Here is a 20,480-nt window from a genome sequence, read left to right on the forward strand (position 1 = left end):
CGCCGCTCAGGATGGTGGTGCGGGCCAAAGCGTGCTCCCTGCCATCAGAATGCCCAGCAGGAGCAACCCAACGCGCCCCAGAACCCGCGGTGGTCCGACACCGGCGCGCTGGACTGCCACGCGCCCGCGTGCGCATGGCCGTGCACGCCGCAGGCGCTCGCGCAGCCGCAGCCAGCCGTCACGGCCAGCGCCTGCGCGCCGGGCGCTCGCCGTGGCTGGTAGCCGCCAAAAGCGCGCACCGGCGCCCAGTCCGGCATGGCGGCCGGCAGCGGCGGCGCCAGCGTGCCGAAGTCGCCATCGCCATACACCACCTTGCCACCCAGCACCGTCATCACCGAGGTGATGTCCTGGATCTCGTCTCCGGGCACGCTGAAGTAGTCGGCGGACAGCACCGCCAGGTCGGCCAGCTGGCCGGCCTGGATCTGGCCCTTCTTGCCTTCCTCGGAGGAGAACCAGGTATTGGCTTCGGTCCACAGCCGCAGCGCCGTTTCGCGGTCGAGCAGGTTCGCTTGCGGATACATCGACAGCCCACCCACGGTCTTGCCGGTAGTCAGCCAGTACAGCGACACCCACGGGTTGTACGAGGCCACGCGCGTGGCATCGGTGCCGGCGCCGACCTTGACGCCGCGCTCGAGCATGCGCTTGATCGGCGGCGTGGCCTCGGCCGCGCGCGCGCCGTAGCGCTCGACGAAATACTCGCCCTGGTAGGCCATGCGGTGTTGCACGGCGATGCCGCCGCCCAGCGCCGCGATGCGGTCGATGTTGCGGTCGGTGATGGTCTCGGCGTGGTCGAAGAACCAGTGCAGGCCATCGAAGGGCACATCCTTCGCTACCTTCTCGTAGACGTCCAGCGCGCGGGAGATGGTCTCGTTGTAGGTGGCGTGCAGGCGCCAGGGCCAGCGGTTCTCCGCCAGCAGGCGGATCACCGGCTCCAGGTCGCCTTCCATCGACGGTGGCATGTCGGGCCGCTCGACGCGGAAGTCTTCGAAGTCGGCGGCGCTGTAGACCAGCATCTCGCCGGCGCCGTTGTGGCGGTACAGGTCGTCGCCCTGGCCAGGCTTGATCTGCTTGGACCAGCCGCTGAAATCGCTGAGCTCGTCCTTGGGCTTTTGCGTGAACAGGTTGTAGGCCAGGCGCACCGTGAGCTGGCCGTCCTTGTGCAGCTCCTCGATGATGTGGTAGTCCTCCGGGTAGTTCTGGTAGCCGCCGCCAGCGTCGATGACGCCGGTCACGCCAAGACGGTTCACCTCGCGCATGAAATGGCGCGTGGAGTTCTTCTGGTATTCGGGCGGCAGCTTGGGGCCCTTGGCCAGCGTGGCGTAGAGGATGGTGGCGTTTGGCTTAGCGAGCAGCAAGCCGGTGGGATTTCCCGCCTTGTCGTGCACGATCTCGCCGCCCGGCGGGTTCGGCGTGTCCTTGGTATAGCCCACGGCACGCAGGGCGGCGCCGTTGAGGATGGCGCGGTCGTACAGGTGCAGGATGAACACCGGCGTGTCCGGCGCCGCCGCGTTCAGCTCCTCGATGGTCGGCAGGCGCTTTTCGGCGAACTGATGCTCGGTGAAGCCGCCGACCACGCGTACCCACTGCGGCGCGGGCGTGCGCGCCACCTGGTCCTTGAGCATGCGCATGGCATCGGCCAGCGAGCGCACGCCATCCCAGCGCAGCTCCATGTTGTAGTTCAGCCCGCCGCGAATGATGTGCATGTGGCTGTCGATCAGCCCGGGAATGGCGCGGCGGCCTTGCAGGTCGACCACCTTGGTGGCGGCGCCGGCCAGTTGCATGATCTCGTGCCGGGTGCCGACGGCGATGAACTTGCCGTCGCTGATGGCTACGGCTTCGGCCTGCGGGTTGGCGCGGTCGAGCGTGGCAAAGCGCCCGTTCATCAGAATCAGTTCGGGCTTGGCGGCGGCATCCATGGTGAGGCTCCGGTCGATGGCAACGACTGCAGCGGGGCCGCGGCAAAGCGGCACCCGCCGGTTCGGCAAAGAGCAGTCTGGCCAAGCGCTAGCGGGCGGGCACTGCCGGCAGGGCCTCGTGCTTGCCGCTGGTCCGTTGCTCGGCCTTGTGCACCATCGTGTAGGCATAATCCACGCCCATGCCGTAAGCGCCGGAATGCTCCTTGACCAGCTTCATCACGGCGTCATAGGTGTCGCGGTGCGCCCAGTCACGCTGCCATTCGAGCAGGACCTGCTGCCAGGTCACGGGGACGACGCCGGCCTGGATCATGCGTTGCATGGCGTAGTCGTGTGCTTCCCTGGAAGTGCCGCCCGAGGCGTCGGCCACCATGTAGATTTCGTAGTTGCCCTCGGCCATCGCGCACAGCGCAAAACTGTTGTTGCACACCTCGGTCCACAAGCCGGAGACGACGACTTTCTTGCGCCCGTTCGCCGCGAGCGCGTCACGCACCTTCTGGTCATCCCAGGAGTTCATCGATGTGCGTTCAAGCAGCTTCGTGCCTGGAAACACGTCGAGCAATTCCGGATAGGTGAAGCCCGAAAAACTCTCGGACTCCACGGTAGTGATCGTGGTGGGAATATTGAAGATCTTCGCGGCCTTGGCCAATCCGACCGTATTGTTCTTCAGGGCCTGCCGGTCCATGGATTGCACGCCGAAGGCCATTTGTGGCTGGTGATCGATGAAAATCAACTGACTGTTCTGCGGTGTCAATACCTCGAGCTTCGGGTTAGTCATGGTGTTTCTCCGATACGGACGTACGGATCGATCGAGGACGCGTGACGCCCTCGCCTTGGATTCACGTCGCGGGTGCAGCGCCCGCGTGCGCGCATGAAGCGATACGAAGCACGCCCCATGCTTTGGGCCTTACTAATATAGGAACTCTATTCAAACGGGCCAGGCTTTTCTTACGCGGCAGCGTGCACTCTTCAGCCCCTGCATGGCGTCATGCGCTTAGAGGCCGTTTCAAAAAGATGCTGACGTCGTTGCGCGGCCTTGCCATGTCGGTGCTGTACCTGGCATCCGACGATTCAGCCTTCGTGACCGGAACCGCGCCTCCGGTGGATGGTGGCGCATCGATCACCCGCACCTGAGCGAAAGCCGCCAGCAGGAGGCCACCTGGTGGCGCAGCACATGATGGACCGGTCCTCGTTGCCTGCTGGGCAAGCTGGAGACCGGCAGCCGCAATGTTTGCCGACGGCGATCAACCCGCCGAGCTGGCGGGAAGCACCGAAACACGGACGCTGGTAATGCCCAGCGGCTCGCGCCCGGCAGCATCCGCCGCGACCGTCCACGCCTTCAGTGTATCGGCAACCGACTGCAACAGCGCAGCCCCCGCAGTGGATGCTTGGTCCAGCCCCAGCAACACCTCGAACGACGCGCTGCGCTCGCCCGCCACCTGCAGCCGCGCATCCAGGTCGCCCAGCACGGCGTAGACGGCATTGGCCAGCAGTTGCACAAAGCCGCGCTGCAGGCCAAGCGGCTGGTACTGCGGGCGAATCCACGACTCGACCAGCGTGACGAAGATCACACCGGTTTCGTCGGCATTGATCTCGAACGCGCAGTACCCGACCGGATCCAGGTCCCGCGCGAGGATCAGGCGGTAGAACAGCACCTGGCCGCAAACCTCATCGGTATCCATGTCCATCTCGAACGCCTGGCCCGGCTCCCAGTCCTCGCTGTCGAGGACTTCGCCAACGGCCGGCTCGTCGCCGGCGTGCGCGTCGAGATGGCTGCGCAGCGCAGCGAGCACCTCATCGCGCCCGGGCGCTTCCGGCGGTTCCGTATAGATGGCAAACCGCTCCGCCTCGCCCGCCTCGGCAAAGGCGGTGCCCATCAAGGGCGCGAGCTGCAAAGGCAGCGGCTCCTGCAGGGCTTGGCGGAGAGTGTCGGTATTGGTGGACGCGGTCATGGGCTTGATTGGGCTTGATGAGGGCTTGAGGGCTCGGGATTGAATGCGCGCCAGCGGCGCAGGCACAAAAAAAGTCAGCGCCGAGTTTGCCACAGATATGGCGCGGCGAAGCGCTCGGATGGGTCGGCGCCGCATCAACCCGCAACCAGCCGGCAGCGCCTGTGCCACAATCGCCCCGCCGGATGCCGAAACACCCCGCAAAAACGCCGCCGGCCCACAGAAAAAAGGAAACCCCATGTCCTCCCGCCGTCAATTCCTGAAAACCATGCCGGTGGCGGTTGTCGCAAGCCTTGCCACCGTCCCGGCCTGGCGTGGCGCTTACGCCGCCGCGCCCACGCTCGACGAGGCCGAACCGCAGGCGGTCAAGCTGGGCTACAAGGCGGATACCCGCAAGGTGGACCAGGCCAGATATCCCAGGCATGCCGCCAGCCAGACCTGCGCCAACTGCCAGCTGTTCCAGGAAGGCGCCAACCCGGCAACCGGCGGCTGCGTGCTGTTTGGCGACAAGCAGGTAGCTGCCGCCGGATGGTGCAGTTCGTGGGAACAGGGATAAAGACCGAAGGTTGCAGGCTCAGTTGCCCTGAGCGTCACGGGGCGAAGCCGGTTCCGCGCCCTGCGCCGGCGCTTCGCTGCGCTCCCGGTCCTGGGCATCCCACAATCGCCCGCGCGTGCGCGGGTCCACCGGCAGCCGCTGCTGCATGGCAGCCTTGGCCAGCATATGGGCGCTGATCGGCGCGGTAAGAAACAGGAACGCGGTAACCAGCAACGCATGCAGGCTCAGGCCGTCGCCTTGGTTGCTGAAGAACACCACCGACGCCAGCACCACGCCGCCAACGCCAAGCGTGGTCGACTTGGTCGGGCCGTGCAAGCGCATGAAAAAATCCGGCAGCCGGACGAGGCCGATGGCGCCGACCAGGGTGAAGACGCTGCCGATCAGCAGCAGCGCGCAGGTGGCGATTTCCGCTACAGGGCTCATCAAGTCCATTGGGTCTCCCGGTGCCGGTTACTTGAGCTCGATGATGTCGCCACGCTGCAGGTACTTGGTCAGCGCGACGGTGCCAATGAAGCCCATCACCGCGATCAGCAGCGCAATCTCGAAGAACAGCGCCGAGCGCAGCCAGATGCCGAACACCATGATCAGCGCGATGGCATTGATATTGAGCGTATCGAGCGCCACGATGCGGTCGGGCAGGCCCGGTCCGCGCACCAGGCGGATAAAGGTCAGCAGGCAGGCAATCCCGAGGATCGCCAGCGAGATCGGCATTACGACGGCAAGCATTCGAATATCTCCCTTAGCGGTGTCTCGTAGCGCGTCTTGATCAGCGCGATCAGGCGGGCCTCATCGTCAAGATCCAGCACATGCACCAGCAGGCGGCGGCGGTCGTCGCTGAGTTCGGCGCACAAGGTGCCAGGGCTGAGCGACACGATGCTGATCAGCGCGGACAGCGCCAGCTCGTGCTCGACATCGATCGGCACCTGGATAAAGGCCACGCGCAGCCGGGACACCGGCCCCAGCACCAGGATGGCCACTTCCACATTGGCCACCACGATGTCGATGAGCACATGCACGAACAAGCGCAGCATCAGGTCGGGACGAGACACCCGCACCGGCCGCAGCCAGAGCCGTGCCCCGATCCGCAGCGAAAATGCCCAGCCGAGGAAGGCACCCAGCGCCAGGTTGCCTGGCGATGCGCTATTGGCCAGCAGCAGCCAGATCGCCAGCAGCGCCAGGCTGAGCCAGGGATGCGGGAACAAGCGTTTCCACATGGTGTCAGCCTCCCCCGGACGGCAGCACCGCGCGCAGGTACGCGCCACGGTCGAACAACTGGGCGCAGGTGTCGGCAAGATACTGGCTCAGCGGACGGGCACCCACGACCAGGGCCAGGCTGCAGGCCAGCAGGAACGCGCAGCAGCCCAGCTTCCAGCCGTCGGGCGCAATGCGCTGGCAGGCGCGATGGCGCTCCGGATCGTGATCCTGAGGCAAGCGCCACAACAGGCGCGTGCCCGTGCGGCTGACCGCAATCAGCAGCGCCAGGCTGGACAGCAGGATGCAAGGCCACAACACGGCCGCCGCCGGCAGCGAGGCACTGCGCATGACCATGACCTTGCCGATGAAGCCGGATAACGGCGGCAGGCCGATCGCCGCCACCGCCGCGACCAGGAACAGCAAGCCGGCCAGCCGCGAGCCGCGGACCACCGCCACCGGCTCGCGCGCCGGGGCGGCAGGCGCAGCCGGCTCCAGCGCGTCCGCCAGCAGGAACAGCGCCGCCGTGCACAGCGTGGTGCTGAGCAGGTAATACAGCGCGCCCGCCCAGCTTTGCGCTGTCTGCATCGACACGCTGGCCGCCAGCAGCCCTACCGATGCCACCACAAGGTAGCAGGTCAGCGATTTGAGGTTCGGGGCGGCCAGCGCGCCGAGGGCGCCGAACGCCATGGTGGCAAGGGCCAGCCACCACACCCAGTCATGCAGGAACACGCCCAGCATGCCATCCGGGGCATCGAAAACCAGCGCCGCGCAGCGCAAGATGGCATAGATGCCCACCTTGGTCATGATGGCGAACAGCGCAGCGGCCGAGCCCGCGGCGCTGGCGTAGGCCTTGGGCAGCCAGAAAACCATGGGAAACAGCGCGGCCTTGAGCGCGAAGACCAGCATCAGCATGACGCCCGCCGCCGTGGCCAGCGGCACATCGGCCGGCGCCAGCCCGGCCAGCCGCACGCCCATATGCGCCATGTTGAGCGTGCCGCTCAGCCCGTACAGCACACCGATCGCGATCAGGAAGAAAGCGGATCCGGCCAGGTTCAGCACGACGTAGTGCAGCCCGGCGCCGATGCGTGCCCGCCCGCCGCCGTGCAGCAGCAAGGCATAGGAGGCGATCAGCAGGATCTCGAAGAAGACGAAGAGATTGAACAGGTCGCCGGCCAGGAAGGCGCCGTTCAGCCCCATCAGCTGGAACTGGAACAGCGCATGGAAATGCCGCCCGAGGCGCGCATCGCCCCGCCCCGCCGCCACCACGGCAGCCGCGCCCAGCACCGCGGTCAGCAACAGCATCAGGGCGCCCAGCCGGTCGAGCTGGAGCACGATGCCAAACGGCGCTGGCCAGTTCCCGATGTGATCGACCAGGATGGCACCCGTGGCCGCCACGCCGACCATGCACGCCGCGACCGGCAACAGCAGCAGCGCGGCCGCGGTGCTCAGCACGCGCTGGGCCCGGCCCCAGCGTGCCGGCGCGGCCACCAGCAGGCCGCCGGCAAACATCGGCAGCAGGATGGGCAGGAGAATCGATGGCTGGAGGCTGTGGGTCATTGGCCGCTCGCCGTGTCTGTGCCAGGGGTGCCGGGGGTGCCGGCCGCCGGCGGCTCGCCCCGCGCCGGGCCCGCCTCCCTGCCGTCCACATGATCGCTGCCCGTGATGCCGAGGGAGCGCAAGGCCAGCACCACCGCGAATGCCGTCATGGCAAAGCCGATGACGATGGCCGTCAGCACGAGGCCCTGCGGCAGCGGATCGGCATACTGCGCGCCCGTGGCAATGATCGGCGGGCGGCCGGTGGACAGCCGCCCCATCCCCAGCAGGAACAGGCTCACGGCGTACGAGATCAGCGCCAGCCCCATCACCACGGAAAACGTGCGGGCACGCAGCAGCAGGTAGATGCCGCAGGCCATCAGGATGCCGAGCGTGCCGGCGTAGACGGCTTCCATCAGCCCCCCTCCTTCGCATTGCCATTGACATTGCCATCGAGGCGCTTGTCACGCACGCCGAGGTGGGACACGATCAGCAAGGTCGTGCCCACCACCGTGAAATAAACGCCCAGGTCGAACACCATGGCGGTCGCCAGTTCGATTTCTCCCAGCACCGGTATGTGGAAATGGCCGAAGGCCGTGGTCAGGAACGGAAAACCGAACGCCCAGCTGCCCAGGCCGGTCAGCCCCGCCACCAGGATGCCGCCACCGGCCAGCGCGCGATAGTTCAGCGCGATGCGCGCCTCCGTCCACAGCACGCCGCTGGCCACGTACTGCAGCAGCAAGGCTACCGCCGTGATCAGCGCGGCGACAAAGCCGCCGCCCGGCAGGTTGTGCCCGCGCAGCAGCATGAAGACCGCGACCAGCATGGTCAGCGGCAACATCAGCCGGGCCAGGATGGCGAGCAGCAAGGGATGGCTCTGGGTTGACCATGGCAGCCCCTTGGGCCCCGCTGGCGGCGCCGTCAGGCGCATGCCCTTGAGCAGCGCCTGCACCGCCAGGCCGGCGACCAGCAGCACGCAGATCTCGCCCATCGTATCGAAGCCGCGGAAGTCCACCAGGATCACGTTGACCGCATTATGGCCACCGCCGCCTTCCACGCTGTTGGCCAGGAAGAACGAGGAGATCGCGTCGTAAGGCCGGGTCATCACCGCGTAGGCCAGGATGGCCAGCAACGTGCCGCCGCCCAGCGCCAGGCAGCCGTCGCGCACATGCCTGCCCAGCGAGGACGAATCCGGCCGGTCGACGGGCAGGAAATACAAGGCCAGCACCAGCAGCAGGATGGTGACGATCTCGACCGAGACCTGCGTCAGCGCCAGGTCCGGCGCCGAGAAGCGCGTGAACAGCAGCGCCACCAGCAAGCCGCACGCGCTCAGCAGCACAAGCGCGTTCAGCCGTTGCCGGTGGGCAATCACCACGCCGATCGCCGACAGCCCCAGCAAACCCATCCCCGCCACCGTCATGAGGTCGAGCGGGATCGCTGGCACCGGGCCAGCCAGCGTGTCCAGGTCGGACAGGAAGACGGCGGGAATCAGCAGCATGGCGGCCAGCATCCACGCCAGGTAGCCTTGCAGCGAGCCGGTCTCGAATGCGCCGGTGACGCGCCCGGCGATCCGCGCCAGGCTGTCGATGCCCGCCTCGAACGCATCGCGCGCATTCAGATGGGCAAAACGCGCTTGCATCCGATGAAAAGCGTTGCGCCGCAAGAAGAACAGCACGCTGCCGCAGGCCATCGAGACCAGGCTCATCACCAGGGGCAGATTGACGCCATGCCACAAGCTGAGGCTGTATTCCGGCAGCGGCCCGCCTAGCGTGGCCAGGGCGGCCGTCGCCAGCAAGGGCCCCACCGTATACGCCGGGAACAGCCCGACCACAAGGCAGATGGCAACCAGCACCTCCACCGGAATCTTCATGGAGCGCGGCGGCTCATGTGGCGGATAGTTCGGCAGGCCGTCCGGCTCGCCGCCAAAGAACACGCCGTAGATAAAGCGCAGCGAGTACGCCACCGTCAGCGCCCCGGCAAAGGTCGCCGCCGCCGGGATGATCCAGTTGAAATCCCCCAGCAGGCCCTGTGCGAGCGTCTCGCCGAAGAACATCTCCTTGCTCAGGAAGCCGTTGAACAGCGGCACGCCCGCCATCGAGAGCGACGCCACGATGGCCAGCAACGCCGTGTGCGGCATATAGCGGCGCAGGCCCCGCAGCTGCAGCAGGTCGCGCGTGCCGGTCTCATGGTCGATGATGCCCGCCGCCATGAACAGCGACGCCTTGAACACCGCATGGTTGATGATGTGGAACAGCGCGGCCACCGTGCTCAACTGCGTGTCCAGGCCGAACAGCAGCGTGATCAGGCCAAGATGGCTGATGGTGGAATACGCCAGCAGGCCTTTGAGGTCCCGCTGCAGCAAGGCCATGCCCGCGCCAAGCACCAGCGTGGCAAGGCCGGTGAGACTGACCATGTAGAACCACCAGTTGGTGCCGTCCAGCACCGGATACAGCCGCGCCAGCAGGAAGACGCCGGCCTTGACCATGGTGGCGGAATGCAGGTAGGCGGACACCGGCGTGGGCGCCGCCATCGCATGCGGCAGCCAGAAACTGAAGGGAAATTGCGCGGACTTGGTAAACGCCGCCAGCAAGATCAAGCTCAGCATCACCGGATACAGCGGGTGGCGCTGCACGGTGCCGGCCTGGGCCAGCACCACGGAGAGCTCCATGCTGCCGCAGATATGCCCGAGCAACAGCACACCGGCCAGCAACGCCAGCCCGCCCCCGCCGGTCACCGTCAGCGCCATGCGCGCGCCCTTGCGCGCATCGGAGCGATAGGACCAGAAGCCGATCAGCAGGAACGACACGATGCTGGTCATCTCCCAGAACACCGCCAGCAGCAGCAGGTTGCTGGACAGCACCACGCCCAGCATCGCCGCCATGAACAGCAGCAGCAGGGAGAAAAAACGTCCGGTGGATTCGCTGCGCGGCAGGTAGTAGCGCGCATAAAGGATGACCAGCAACCCGATGCCCAGCACCAGCAGCGCAAACACGTAGGCCAGGCCGTCCAGCCGCAGGCTGAGGCTTAGCCCGATGTCCTCGAGCCAGGGCTGGCGCCAGGCAATGGTGCGGCCCTCGAACACCGCGCTGCGCACGCTGAGCAGCAAGCCAAGGCCAAGCAATGGCGTGCTCACCACGATGGGCGTGGCCAGAAAGGGTACGTGGCGCCGCACCGGCAGCAGCAGCAACGCTGCCAGCAAGGGAAGCGCGATCAACCAGGCCATCACCATCGGCGGGCTCCGCAAGCGCGCCGCGTGCTGCCGGCGGCGGGGGCATCAATGAGGTTCAGGGGAGTATCGATGGCGTTCAATGTGTCGGCGTCCAGGGAAGCTCCGTGGCGTTCATGGGCACGCTTGGGGTACGCGGGATGGCGTCCGCGCCTCAGGCAGGTTGACGACAATCACCGGCACATCCGATCTCGCGATGAGGGCGCCGCCGCCGGGGCGTGCCCACGCTGCCAGCCCCCCGTCCGCTGCCGCAGCCTATTTTGCGCCACAACCACTCACCTCCGGCATGTCCTCTCCATCCCGGATAAAGAATTCAGATCCATCTCAAAAGAATTGAACACGGGGTGCGGCAGCGGCAATGCCAAGTCGCTCCAGGTCGCACTGCTGCAGGCGCACCTTCAGGCACAAACACAAACCGTCGGCCTCTGGCCAGCCGGCGAACAGGCCGGACCGGCGCAAGACGCATGCTGCAGTTGAAGGATAGACACTAAACGAGGTAACTTCAGGATTCTGAGGCGTTCCTGACTGGCAGTACCCGCAACGTCCATCACAGGGGTTTTTCCAGCCCCCGCCGTCAGGGAAAAATGGCGCGAATACGGTCGATGGGATGTGGCGGCAAGTCAATCGAGCCACTGTCACCGCCGTAGTAAACATGCCTGCCGTTTGCCCCCCATACGAGATGCTTGTCATCAGCTTCATAGCTGCGCTCGGCCAGCACTGTATTCCCGCCATTGCGCAAGATCCGCACCCGCACCGTAACAACCCCGCGCCAAGAGTCAATGATGCATTGCTCCGCGACATAGGTCCTGTCGTGGGAAACGTCACGCGTGCAGCTGTCGGCTTTCGCTCGCAGTCGCGCTCCCAGGACGTAGTTGGCCAGGACGATGAGTACCACGAAATAGACCGGCCAGCGGAAGATCTTGAGGCCCCTCATATGTCGAACTCCAAGATGTCGATGCTGCAGGCGGCAGGCTGAGCCTGCGGCGGCGACTGCGCGCTAGCGTAAAGCCGTAAACAGCAGTCCCGCGATGCCAAGCCCGAGCGCCGCCAGCGCATCCCCTGCGATCAGCCCGCCGCCCACCAGCGATGTCGTGCTCATGTCCTCGGGCAAGGTATCCGGCGCGTCCCCGGGATTGCGCAAGCGGTTGAGCAGGCTGGCCACGACGCCGCCCAGCGCGAACCACGCCGAGGTGGGCAGGTTGACGAAGCCGCCAAAGGACGAGGCATAGGGCGACGGCAGCAACACCGCATCCAGCAGGAAATCGGCAACGCGGCCGCCTCTTCCCGCCCGGGCAAAGCGCTGGTAGCGCGGCCACGACTTGACCAGAAGGCGCAGCACCGCCGTGGCCAGCCCAAGAACGATGCCCAGCACAACCGCCGTGCGCTGGTGCGGCAAGTCGTTGGTCAAGCCGCGCAACGCGCCGACGATCTTGTAAGTCATGGCCGAAGCCCAGTGCTGGGGCTGCTCGCCGGCCGAGAGCACAGTCTGGTCGAGCGCCAGCGCCGGATACGCCCGCATGAACAGCCTGGCGAACAACACGGCCAGCACCGCGCCGGCAACGATGCCCGCCACCTGGAAGCGAAACTGCACGGTGCGGCTGGTGCCGAGCCGCCAGCCGGTGGAGCGGTCTTGCTGCATGTCGCACGCCTCGCTGGTCGAGACCAGCAGCACCGTCGCCGCGATCAGCCCCACATTCGGGTCACGCAAACCCAGCGCGGCCATCAGGATCACGGACAGCACGAATGCGGAAGAAATCGGGTTCTGGTCGACCATGCCCACCGAGATGCCGTTGACCATGGCGAACACGAACACCAGCAACACCGCCAGCACCATGTAGCCCGCGGGCTGATGCAGCAGGCCCACGCCCACCGCCACCACCGCGAGCCCCCAGAACAGCACCCACGCCACCATCCGCCACAGGCTGCCGTCACCTGCCGCCGCAGAGGGCTCGCGCCGTATCCGTGCGGGCAACTGCCGGCCATGCCGGTACACCTTGAGCAGGATCAGCGAGATATCGAGCAGCGCGGCGCCCATGATCATGCCGAGCGCAATCAGGAAGGTGATCTTGCGAAAGGGGTCGCCCGGCGCCAGCCAGCCGATCGAGACAAAAAAGGGGATCAACGCCTGGCCCGCCAGCCCGGCAACAAGCGCCGCCACGCCGATGCGGGCCCCGACGATCATGCCCGCGCCAAAGGTGGACGCGGACAAATCGATGGCGGCAAGCCGCTCCACGCGGGCCGCACCGATGCCGCTGACGATGCCCAGCACCGTGCCGCCAGCCAGCCGCGACACCGACTGCCTGAGCAGCACCGGATCCGTCAGGGCGCGCAGGATGTTGGCCACCGCCAGCCCGGAGGGAAACGTGAGTTGCAGCCGATCGACCAGGATTGGCGTGTACAACATGCCCACGCCCACGCCGAACATGCCCACGCAAAGCATGTACAACATCAACTGCCATATCGGCGGCTCGGGCAGGCCCATCCAGGTCATCGCCTGGATCACCACGGCCATGCCGCTCATGCCGGCGACCGATGCGGCAATGGTCTGGATATAGTTCGCGCCATGGCGGCCGTCCGCGCCATAGCCGTAGGTCACCGTGGAGCCGAGAATGCCTGCCAGCACCTGCCCGCCCACAAAGAAGCCGAGCGAGAAGTTCATGTACGCCGCCGCAATCCCGCCCAGCGGGCCCAGCACAAGGACCCCGATGGCGCCGAGCAGCGCATGGTATTTCCAGCCGCCCTGCTCTGGCAGCCATGCCCAGCGCCGGCCGCCGGCGGCAGTGGCACCGAGCCTCCCGGCGTGTGCCGGCGAGGTAGCGTCTTGCGGTGGCCTGCCGACTGCCGTCATTGGTTTCCCCCATGCGGGCAAGCCGCATCGGTGGCGCTGGATCGAAGGAAAAGGAAAAAGCCCGCGCAGCGAGGACAACGCTGCCGGCGCTGGGCAGATGCTACCGCAAGCGGCGCACTAGGTCGTGCGGGATTGCCGAGCAACGGCGGGCTCGTTTTTCATCATAGCCCAAGCGGTCTGGCGTCATCCAGAGCGAAGAACGCGCAGTCAAGGACCGCGCACATTCATGAATCGAGACGGCTTATTGCGCAGACGAATCCTTCCGCGACCTAACTTTCCTGGTCGAACTACCAAGCTGACCTTTGCTTGAGTTGCTCTCCCTATACCGAAGCGCATCCACAACCAGCGAAAAAGCTGGCGACGGTTGCCGGCGGCTGGGGTAGTACAGGAAGAACCCCGAGAACGGCTCGCACCAGTCGTCCAGCACGCGTACCAGGCGGCCTTCCTCGATATGCGGTGCGAACTCTTCTTCGGGCAGACTGGCGATGCCGAGTCCGGCGAGCGCGGCCTCCACTATGTTGTGCGACGTGTTGAAGATGAGCTGTCCATCCACGCGCACATTCAACTGCTTGCCACGCCGCTGAAAGTCCCATACAAAAATCCCGCCACTGCTCTGCATCCGCATGTTGATGCAGTTGTGATTCAGCAGGTCGTGCGGTTTCTTGGGAATCGGGTGCGACTTGAAGTACTCGGGCGACGCGGCAATCGCCATGCGCAGTTGCGGCCCGATGGGCACGGCGATCATGTCCTTGTCGATGGTGTCGCCCAACCGGACACCCGCATCGAAGCGATCCGCAACGATGTCCCGGAAGCCGTAGTTCACGTCGAACTCGACCTTGATGTCGGGGTACTCGCGCAACAACGGGGTGAGCTTCGGGAGAATCGTGGTTCGTAGAATGTGATCGCCGCAGGTGATGCGCACCGTCCCCGCAGGCTTGTCGCGCAGCTCAGTCAGTTCATCCAACTCGGACTCGATCTCGTCAAACCGATGGCCGATGGCATTCAACAGGCGCTCGCCTGCTGCCGTCGGCGAGACGCTGCGCGTGGTGCGAGTCAGCAGCCGGATCTGAAGTCGTGCCTCCAGGCCGTTGATCGCCTGGCTCAATGCCGATTGCGTCACCTCCAGATGCGCCGCGGCGCGTGTGAAGCTGCCTTCGCGCGCAATGGTGACGAAATATAGAAGGTCGTTGAGGTTGCGTCTGGCCACAGCTCGGTCTCCCGTGTAAAACCAAAAATACTTATTAGCTTACCTTATAGGGCCTTTAAGCATTCATTAGCTAGTCAACGCGGCCTCCAAAGCTGAAGATAGGAGGCATGAAAATCGTCCCCCTTTCAATGGCGACGGGGAGCGATGGCTCTGCTGGTCGGCTCGCTTGTGGGGCTGGCAGCTCGGTCGCCCAGACATCGGCCGGCGCGGCCTCTGCGCCTTCCAAGGATTCCGTCATGAAGATTCGCCTGATCGTCGGCGAGCAGGTCGCCATCGCCACCCTATACGACAACGTCACCGCCCGGGATTTCGCGTCGCTGCTGCCGCTGTCCTTGACGATGACGGACTACGACACCATCGAGCGTGTCTCCGACCTGCCGCGCACGCTGTCCAAGCAGGGCGCTCCTGAGGGCATGGCGCCCGTGGCCGGTGAGCTGACTCACTACGCGCCTTGGTGCAACCTGGCGATCTTAATCAAGCCTCGCTCCTATTCGCGCAGCCTGTTGCCGCTGGGCAAGGTTGATGAGGGTCTGCCCATCTTGTCCCGGCCCGGGCCGTACAAAGTGCGGATTGAGCGCGTAGCACCCTGAACCGCCTTCCCGTGACATCTACCCGTTGAAAGAAATACCCATCATGACCAAGAGCATTGAAATGAGCAGCGACATCGCCACGCTGGACGTTGCCGACGTGGGCCGCCGCAACTTGCCGAAAATGAACGGCACCGGAATCGCCCCCCTGTGCCTCGGCGCCATTGGCGCGAGTCCATCAATGGCCCAGGCGCAAGCGCAGCTCGGCACCAAGTGGGACAAGACATTCCCCGAAACAGCCTACACGGCGGCGGCAGAGCCGAAGGAACTCATGATTATTCCGGGGGCCGTCCACACGGACTTGTACGACCGCGTCGACGTCATCCCCTTCGACAAGCTGACGGCGTTCTTTCAGAAAAACCTGGCTACGCCGGTATAAAGCCACCGGGGCGGGCGAGCTGCACCCCTCGCGTTTCCATACCTGGCCGCGCACACCCTAACGGGCTGCGCGGCATTTCCTATTGAGCGACAGAAGAAGAGTATTTCATGACAGCCACCGCCATCGACACCCCCAAGGGCGACACCAACACCCTCAACGAACCTCAAGAGCAGCCGGCGGCCTGGAGCGGCGTCTTTGCCATGTCGGTTTGTGCTCTCGCACTGATCGCGTCGGAATTCCTACCCGTCAGCCTGCTGACGCCCATGGCAAGAGACCTTCATGTCACCGAAGGCATGACCGGCCAGGGCATCGCCATCTCCGGCGCGTTCGCGGTGCTTGCGAGCCTGTTCATCTCGGCGCTGGCAGGCAACCTGAACCGCAAGCCCCTGCTGCTGGGGCTGACGGCGGCAATGGGCGTTTCCGGCGCGATCGTCGCACTGGCGCCGAACTACTTCACCTACATGCTAGGCCGGGCGCTGATCGGCGTCGTCGTTGGCGGATTCTGGTCAATGTCGGCGGCCACGGCCATTCGGCTGGTGCCAGCGCGCGATGTGCCACGCGCTCTCGCCATCGTCAATGGCGGCAACGCACTCGCCACGGCGGTCGCCGCGCCGCTGGGCGCCTACCTGGGCACTGTCATCGGCTGGCGCGGTGCGTTTCTGTGTCTGGTTCCAGTGTCGCTGATCGCGCTGGCCTGGCAGTGGAAGACGCTCCCGTCGATGCAAGCGGCGGCACGCGTGTCCGGCATCGGCAATGTGTTCAAGGTGTTCACCCTGTTCGCGCGCCCCGGTGTCGCTGTGGGCATGCTGGCCAGCAGTTTGCTGTTCATGGGGCAGTTCGGGCTGTTCACCTATGTGCGGCCGTTCTTGGAAACGATCACGGGAGTGCATGGAGCCACGATCTCGCTGATCCTGTTGGTGATCGGCGCGGCGGGCTTCATCGGCACCGTACTCATTGGCCGCGTCCTGCAGCGGGGCTTCTATCAGACGCTGATCATCATTCCGCTGCTGATGGCCGCGACGGCCCTGGCTCTGATCGCTTTCGGCGGCTGGATCGCCGGCGTTGTCGCGCTGCTCGGCCTGTGGGGCCTGACAGGCACCTCGGCGCCTGTGGGCTGGTGGGCCTGGATCGCCAAGGTATTCCCCAAGGATGCAGAGGCCGGCGGCGGTCTGTTCGTCGCCGTGGTTCAGATGTCCATCGCACTGGGCTCCACCGTGGGCGGCCTGCTGTTCGACCACAGCGGCTATCAGAGCACCTTCGTGGTAAGCGCGGTGCTGTTGGCGATCTCTGCCGTCCTGACGGTCATGACTGCACGCAGATCTGCGGCACATGCCTGAGAAGCCGGCCTGCCGCCTGTCGCTAGTCGATCTGCCTAAAGGAGAAAGAACATGACCATCAAAGCCTATGGTGCCCATGCTGGCAACCTTCCGCTCGAACCAATCGGCATTACCCGCCGCGCGCCACGCGCGCACGACGTGCAGAGGGCTTGAGCGCAGTCCGGCGAAGTGCCGAGCTGAAGTCATGCTGAAACAAAAAAACCGGACACATGACATGTCCGGCAACCCATTTGCTGACTCAGATCGTGTCACTAACCCGAGGCCAGAAATGATAACGATTATCATTTGAACATTCAAGGATGAAACGCGCACCCGCCGCTGGAAGCCCTCAGGCCGCCACCGCCATGCGCCGTGCCTGGCCCGCGCGATGGCGTCCGAACCGGAGCATGGTGGCGCCAGCCATCACCGCCGGTATCCCCACCATCAGGAACAGCGCGGGCATGGTCAGGCCCATCGACAGCATCGTCCCGCCCCCGACCGAGCCAACCACCGAGCCCATCCGCCCGACGCCGTTGGCCCAGCTCACGCCGGTGGCGCGGCAATCGGTGGGATAGTAGGCCGCCGACAAGGCATTGGCGCCCACTTGCGAGCCGGAGATGCAGAAGCCAGCGGCGAATACCGCCACCCCGGCCAGCCATGGCGCCGTGGTCAGGCTGCCGATGGCGGTGATGAACACACCTGCCAGCGCGTAGCTTGCGGCCAGCACATAGTGCGGGTTGGCCCGGTCCATCAGCCAGCCCAGCACGATGGCGCCAAGCGTGCCGCCCACCTGGAACATCATGGTGACAAGGGCCGCCGTCTTGAGCGAGATCCCGGTTGCCCGCAGCAGCGTGGGCAGCCAGCTCGACAGCAGGTAGATCACCAGCAAGCTCATGAAGAAGGTCAGCCACAGCAGCAAGGTCCCGCGCACCAGCTCGGGCTTGAACAGGTGCGCAACCGGCGAGCCGGGCGCGCGCTTGTCCGCCACCACGATGCTGCCAGGCGCGACACGCTCGCGCGGCGCGATCCGCTCCAGGATGGCCGCCACCTTTTCCGGGTGCTTGCCGCTCAGCACCAGGTAGCGGACCGACTCAGGCAGCTTCCAGACCAGGAGCGGCAGCAGCAGCAACGGCAGCACGCCACCCAGCAGCAGCACGGCGCGCCAGCCGTGCTCTTCGATCAGGCTCGCCGAGGCCAGGCCGCCCAGGGCCGAGCCAATCGTGAAGCCGCAGAACATGGTCGTGACCAGGAAGGAGCGGCGCTTGGCCGGGCAATACTCAGAGGTCAGCGTGATGGTATTGGGCATGGCGCCGCCCAGCCCCAGACCGGTCAGGAAACGCAGCGCCACCAGCCCCCACAGCGAGCCGGAGAACGCGCAGGCCAGGCTCGCGACGCCAAAAAACAGCACACAAAAGAGCAGCACGTTCTTGCGGCCAAAGCGGTCGGCCAGCGGTCCGAACAGGAACGCGCCAGCCATCAGGCCGGTGAGCCCGGCGCCAAACAACGGCGCCAGGTGCGCCGGCGTGAGCTGCCATTCGGCGCGGATCGCGGGTGCGATAAAGCCGATCGCGGCGGTATCGAATCCGTCGATGGCGACGATCAAGAAGCAAAGCACGACGATCGTGACCTGGAAGGCCGATAACGGCTGGCGGTCGATGAATTCGGTGATGCCGATGGATGGTTGCGTGGGCACAGCGGTCTCCTGCATTGTGTTTCGAAGCGGCCGACTTGCGATCGGCTCGCCATGTTCTGGCGGCTCTTTGGCCGCTCTTTGCTTCTTTTGCGCACTTTGGGGCACTCCGGGCCGGCGCTCCCCCTACCGCGCCCCGCCCAGGCAGTCTTCCGCGCGCCAGCCGTGCAGCCATTGCAGCGCGTCGTAGAACTGGTCCTGCGTGCGTCCGACCCACAGCGAATTGCGCACCAGCCGCTCCACGCCCTTGGCGTGATACAGCCGGCCCATCTCGCGCGCGGAGTACAGCACGCGCGCGGTGCGCGGGATGCGCGCCCTCTCGTACAGGGCAAAGGCCGCCACGAAATCGCCTTCGGTCTCGGCCACGGCCGCGCCCAGTGTCACGGCGTCTTCCAGCGCCTGGCAGGCGCCCTGCGCGAGGTACTGCGTCATGGGGTGGGCGGCATCGCCCAGGAGGGTGGCGCGGCCAAAGCTCCATTGCGCCACCGGGTCGCGGTCCGCGGTGGCCCAGCGCCGCCAGGAGGTGGGCCGGTCCAGCATCTGGTGCGGGCGGGCGTGGATGCCCTCGAAGTACGACAGCACTTCTTCCTTGCTGCCATCGCGCACGCCCCAGACTTCTTGCTCGCGGCTATGGAAGGTCACCACCAGGTTGTACTGCTCGCCGCCGCGCAACGGGTAATGCACCAGATGGCAGTTGGGGCCGGCCCACACCACCGGCGCATTGATCTGCAGGTCGGCCGGCATGTCGGCCACATCCACCACGGCGCGGTACACCACGTGGCCGGTCACGCGCGGCTCGTCGCCGAGCAAGGCCTGGCGCACGGCGGATTTCACACCGTCGCAGCCGATTACGGCATCGCCCTGGTGGCGTTCGCCGTGCTGGTCGATCACGCTCACGCCGCGCTCGTCCTGCTCCAGCGCGCACACCGTGGTGGCGGTGCGGAACTGAATCAGCGGGTGATCCCGCACGGCTTCCAGGATGGACAGGTGGATGTCGGCGCGATGGATCACCGCGTAGGGGTTGCCAAAGCGCTGGCGATAGCGCTCGCCGACATCCACCTTGGCGACTTCGGTGGCGTCGAGCGCATCCATCATCACCAGGTAGTCGGTGAACACGGAGCGCTTGCGCGCGGCGTCGCCCACGCCCAAGGCGTCCAGCGCGGCAAAGGCGTTGGCACCAAGCTGGATGCCGGCGCCGATTTCACCGATCTGGGCCGCCTGTTCCAGCAATTCAACGCGGATGCCCTGCCGGGCGAGCGCCAGTGCGGCGGCCAGGCCGCCGATGCCGCCACCGACCACGATCACCTTGCGGTCCGTGCTGCGCGTGTTGTTCATGTTCGTCTCCTTGGGTGCGCACCCGGTGGCCATCCGGCCTCGGGGTGCCCTGTCGCATTGGTTAGCGCGCCGTGTAGTCCGGCTGCCGCTGAGGTTCTGCCTGCTGGAAGGCCGGGTGCTCGCAGGCATGGCGGTAAACCGCCATGGTGCGCTCGAAGCGTTCGGTACGGCAGCCCATGCGCTGCGCATTGGCGATCTGCGGCACCAGGCAGCAATCGGCCAGCGTGGGCTGGTCGCCGAAACACCACGGGCCGCGCCCGTGCTGCGCCAGCAGCCGCTCCACCGCGCCCAGCCCTTCGTCCACCCAATGCTGGTACCAGGCGTCCTTTTGCTCCGGCGTCACGCCCAGCGTGTCCTGCAGGTAGCGCAGGATGCGCATGTTGTTGACCGGATGGATATCGCAGGCAATCACATTGGCCAGCTCCAGCACCCGCGCGCGCGGCTCCGCCGCTTGCGGGATCAGCCGCGGCTCGGGATGGCAGGCGTCGAGGTAGTCGATGATCGCCATCGACTGGCCCAGGTGGAAGTCGCCGTCCACCAGCGCCGGCACCACCGCCGAGGGGTTGATGGCCGCCACATAGTCCGCGGCGCGATGCTCGCCCACGCGGATATTGACCGGCTGGTAGTCGCATGGCAGGCCCTTGAGCGCCAGCGCGATGCGCACGCGGTACGACGTGGAGCTGTTGAAGAAACTATAGATCTGCACGGTGAAGCCCTCTTTCTCGAAATTCCGGAATCTCGATGCCG

At 65.9% G+C, this 20,480-nt stretch carries 18 protein-coding genes and 2 pseudogenes; 5 read left to right on the forward strand and 15 right to left on the reverse strand.

Annotated features, from left to right (window positions below; genetic code table 11):
- Positions 1-44 precede the first annotated feature (44 nt).
- Together RR42_RS30420 and RR42_RS30425 are read right to left on the reverse strand one after the other, a co-directional pair.
- A complete protein-coding gene (locus RR42_RS30420) occupies positions 45-1,916 on the reverse strand; it encodes an amidohydrolase (protein WP_043355502.1) in 1,872 nt (623 codons plus the stop codon).
- A gap of 88 nt (positions 1,917-2,004) precedes the next feature.
- Positions 2,005-2,691 carry a hydrolase gene (locus tag RR42_RS30425; protein ID WP_043355504.1) on the reverse strand — a complete coding sequence of 229 codons (687 nt, stop codon included), beginning with the start codon at positions 2,689-2,691 and terminating at the stop codon, positions 2,005-2,007.
- A 257-nt stretch (positions 2,692-2,948) separates the two neighbouring features.
- Between RR42_RS30425 and RR42_RS40115 the strand changes: the two are divergent.
- Positions 2,949-3,047, forward strand: a pseudogene (locus RR42_RS40115) (glucose dehydrogenase); the annotation flags it as partial.
- Between the two features lie 110 nt (positions 3,048-3,157).
- On the opposite strand, the gene RR42_RS30430 reads toward RR42_RS40115, so the two are convergent.
- Positions 3,158-3,865: a hypothetical protein gene (locus RR42_RS30430; RefSeq protein WP_043355506.1), complete on the reverse strand. Its 708-nt coding sequence runs from the start codon at positions 3,863-3,865 to the stop codon at positions 3,158-3,160.
- Positions 3,866-4,100: 235 nt separating this feature from the next.
- Between RR42_RS30430 and RR42_RS30435 the strand changes: the two genes are divergently transcribed.
- Positions 4,101-4,418, forward strand: coding sequence for a high-potential iron-sulfur protein (locus RR42_RS30435; RefSeq protein WP_043355507.1), 318 nt, complete (start codon positions 4,101-4,103; stop codon positions 4,416-4,418).
- A gap of 18 nt (positions 4,419-4,436) precedes the next feature.
- Here the strand turns inward: RR42_RS30435 and RR42_RS30440 are convergent, their stop codons facing one another.
- The 9 genes from RR42_RS30440 to RR42_RS30480 all read right to left on the reverse strand — a co-directional run bounded on the left by RR42_RS30440 (position 4,437) and on the right by RR42_RS30480 (position 14,426).
- A complete protein-coding gene (locus RR42_RS30440) occupies positions 4,437-4,844 on the reverse strand; it encodes a Na+/H+ antiporter subunit G (protein ID WP_236702240.1) in 408 nt (135 codons plus the stop codon).
- A 24-nt stretch (positions 4,845-4,868) separates the two neighbouring features.
- Positions 4,869-5,144 (reverse strand): K+/H+ antiporter subunit F, encoded by a 276-nt coding sequence (locus RR42_RS30445; protein ID WP_043355509.1) that lies wholly within the window; start codon positions 5,142-5,144, stop codon positions 4,869-4,871.
- A complete protein-coding gene (locus tag RR42_RS30450) occupies positions 5,129-5,632 on the reverse strand; it encodes a Na+/H+ antiporter subunit E (protein ID WP_043355510.1) in 504 nt (167 codons plus the stop codon). Before RR42_RS30450 ends, RR42_RS30445 begins: the two co-directional genes overlap by 16 nt.
- Positions 5,633-5,636: 4 nt before the next feature.
- Positions 5,637-7,169 (reverse strand): monovalent cation/H+ antiporter subunit D, encoded by a 1,533-nt coding sequence (locus RR42_RS30455; protein ID WP_043355511.1) that lies wholly within the window; start codon positions 7,167-7,169, stop codon positions 5,637-5,639.
- Entirely contained in the window at positions 7,166-7,561 is a 396-nt protein-coding gene (locus RR42_RS30460; protein ID WP_043355513.1) for a Na+/H+ antiporter subunit C, read from the reverse strand. Before RR42_RS30460 ends, RR42_RS30455 begins: the two co-directional genes overlap by 4 nt.
- Complete coding sequence (locus RR42_RS30465) at positions 7,561-10,374, reverse strand: monovalent cation/H+ antiporter subunit A (protein WP_043355517.1); 2,814 nt, start codon at positions 10,372-10,374, stop codon at positions 7,561-7,563. The genes RR42_RS30460 and RR42_RS30465 overlap by 1 nt, the downstream gene beginning before the upstream one ends.
- Before the next feature lie 571 nt (positions 10,375-10,945).
- Positions 10,946-11,305: a hypothetical protein gene (locus RR42_RS30470; RefSeq protein ID WP_043355520.1), complete on the reverse strand. Its 360-nt coding sequence runs from the start codon at positions 11,303-11,305 to the stop codon at positions 10,946-10,948.
- 63 nt (positions 11,306-11,368) lie between these two features.
- A complete protein-coding gene (locus RR42_RS30475) occupies positions 11,369-13,219 on the reverse strand; it encodes an OPT/YSL family transporter (protein ID WP_043355521.1) in 1,851 nt (616 codons plus the stop codon).
- 241 nt (positions 13,220-13,460) lie between these two features.
- Positions 13,461-14,426: a LysR family transcriptional regulator gene (locus tag RR42_RS30480; RefSeq protein ID WP_043355522.1), complete on the reverse strand. Its 966-nt coding sequence runs from the start codon at positions 14,424-14,426 to the stop codon at positions 13,461-13,463.
- Positions 14,427-14,662: 236 nt separating this feature from the next.
- Between RR42_RS30480 and RR42_RS30485 the strand changes: the two genes are divergently transcribed.
- The 3 genes and pseudogenes from RR42_RS30485 (at position 14,663) to RR42_RS30495 (ending at position 16,729) form a co-directional block, all read left to right on the forward strand.
- Entirely contained in the window at positions 14,663-15,016 is a 354-nt protein-coding gene (locus RR42_RS30485) for a cyclophilin-like fold protein (protein WP_043355523.1), read from the forward strand.
- Between the two features lie 217 nt (positions 15,017-15,233).
- Positions 15,234-15,392 (forward strand): annotated as a pseudogene (locus tag RR42_RS40875) (alpha/beta hydrolase); the annotation flags it as partial.
- A gap of 107 nt (positions 15,393-15,499) precedes the next feature.
- Positions 15,500-16,729 carry an MFS transporter gene (locus RR42_RS30495; RefSeq protein ID WP_043355525.1) on the forward strand — a complete coding sequence of 410 codons (1,230 nt, stop codon included), beginning with the start codon at positions 15,500-15,502 and terminating at the stop codon, positions 16,727-16,729.
- A 328-nt stretch (positions 16,730-17,057) separates the two neighbouring features.
- On the opposite strand, the gene RR42_RS30500 is transcribed toward RR42_RS30495, so the two are convergent.
- The 3 genes from RR42_RS30500 to maiA form a co-directional block, all read right to left on the reverse strand.
- Entirely contained in the window at positions 17,058-18,401 is a 1,344-nt protein-coding gene (locus RR42_RS30500) for an MFS transporter (protein WP_043358225.1), read from the reverse strand.
- Positions 18,402-18,524: 123 nt separating this feature from the next.
- A complete protein-coding gene (locus tag RR42_RS30505) occupies positions 18,525-19,733 on the reverse strand; it encodes a 3-hydroxybenzoate 6-monooxygenase (protein ID WP_043355526.1) in 1,209 nt (402 codons plus the stop codon).
- 61 nt (positions 19,734-19,794) lie between these two features.
- Entirely contained in the window at positions 19,795-20,439 is a 645-nt protein-coding gene (gene maiA, locus RR42_RS30510; RefSeq protein ID WP_043355527.1) for a maleylacetoacetate isomerase, read from the reverse strand.
- Positions 20,440-20,480: the final 41 nt, after the last annotated feature.

Source organism: Cupriavidus basilensis, from assembly GCF_000832305.1.
GTDB classification, from domain to species: domain Bacteria; phylum Pseudomonadota; class Gammaproteobacteria; order Burkholderiales; family Burkholderiaceae; genus Cupriavidus; species Cupriavidus basilensis_F.

Excerpts from the sequence above, each read along its gene's own strand:
- RR42_RS30485 (WP_043355523.1), top strand. The coding sequence starts at position 14,663 with ATGAAGATTCGCCTGATCGTCGGCGAGCAGGTCGCCATCGCCACCCTA.
- RR42_RS30475 (WP_043355521.1), bottom strand. The coding sequence starts at position 13,219 with ATGACGGCAGTCGGCAGGCCACCGCAAGACGCTACCTCGCCGGCACAC.
- RR42_RS30420 (WP_043355502.1), bottom strand. The coding sequence starts at position 1,916 with ATGGATGCCGCCGCCAAGCCCGAACTGATTCTGATGAACGGGCGCTTT.
- RR42_RS30430 (WP_043355506.1), bottom strand. The coding sequence starts at position 3,865 with ATGACCGCGTCCACCAATACCGACACTCTCCGCCAAGCCCTGCAGGAG.
- RR42_RS30505 (WP_043355526.1), bottom strand. The coding sequence starts at position 19,733 with ATGAACAACACGCGCAGCACGGACCGCAAGGTGATCGTGGTCGGTGGC.
- RR42_RS30470 (WP_043355520.1), bottom strand. The coding sequence starts at position 11,305 with ATGAGGGGCCTCAAGATCTTCCGCTGGCCGGTCTATTTCGTGGTACTC.
- RR42_RS30435 (WP_043355507.1), top strand. The coding sequence starts at position 4,101 with ATGTCCTCCCGCCGTCAATTCCTGAAAACCATGCCGGTGGCGGTTGTC.
- RR42_RS30465 (WP_043355517.1), bottom strand. The coding sequence starts at position 10,374 with ATGGTGATGGCCTGGTTGATCGCGCTTCCCTTGCTGGCAGCGTTGCTG.
- RR42_RS30455 (WP_043355511.1), bottom strand. The coding sequence starts at position 7,169 with ATGACCCACAGCCTCCAGCCATCGATTCTCCTGCCCATCCTGCTGCCG.
- RR42_RS30425 (WP_043355504.1), bottom strand. The coding sequence starts at position 2,691 with ATGACTAACCCGAAGCTCGAGGTATTGACACCGCAGAACAGTCAGTTG.
- RR42_RS30495 (WP_043355525.1), top strand. The coding sequence starts at position 15,500 with ATGACAGCCACCGCCATCGACACCCCCAAGGGCGACACCAACACCCTC.
- RR42_RS30460 (WP_043355513.1), bottom strand. The coding sequence starts at position 7,561 with ATGGAAGCCGTCTACGCCGGCACGCTCGGCATCCTGATGGCCTGCGGC.
- RR42_RS30450 (WP_043355510.1), bottom strand. The coding sequence starts at position 5,632 with ATGTGGAAACGCTTGTTCCCGCATCCCTGGCTCAGCCTGGCGCTGCTG.
- RR42_RS30445 (WP_043355509.1), bottom strand. The coding sequence starts at position 5,144 with ATGCTTGCCGTCGTAATGCCGATCTCGCTGGCGATCCTCGGGATTGCC.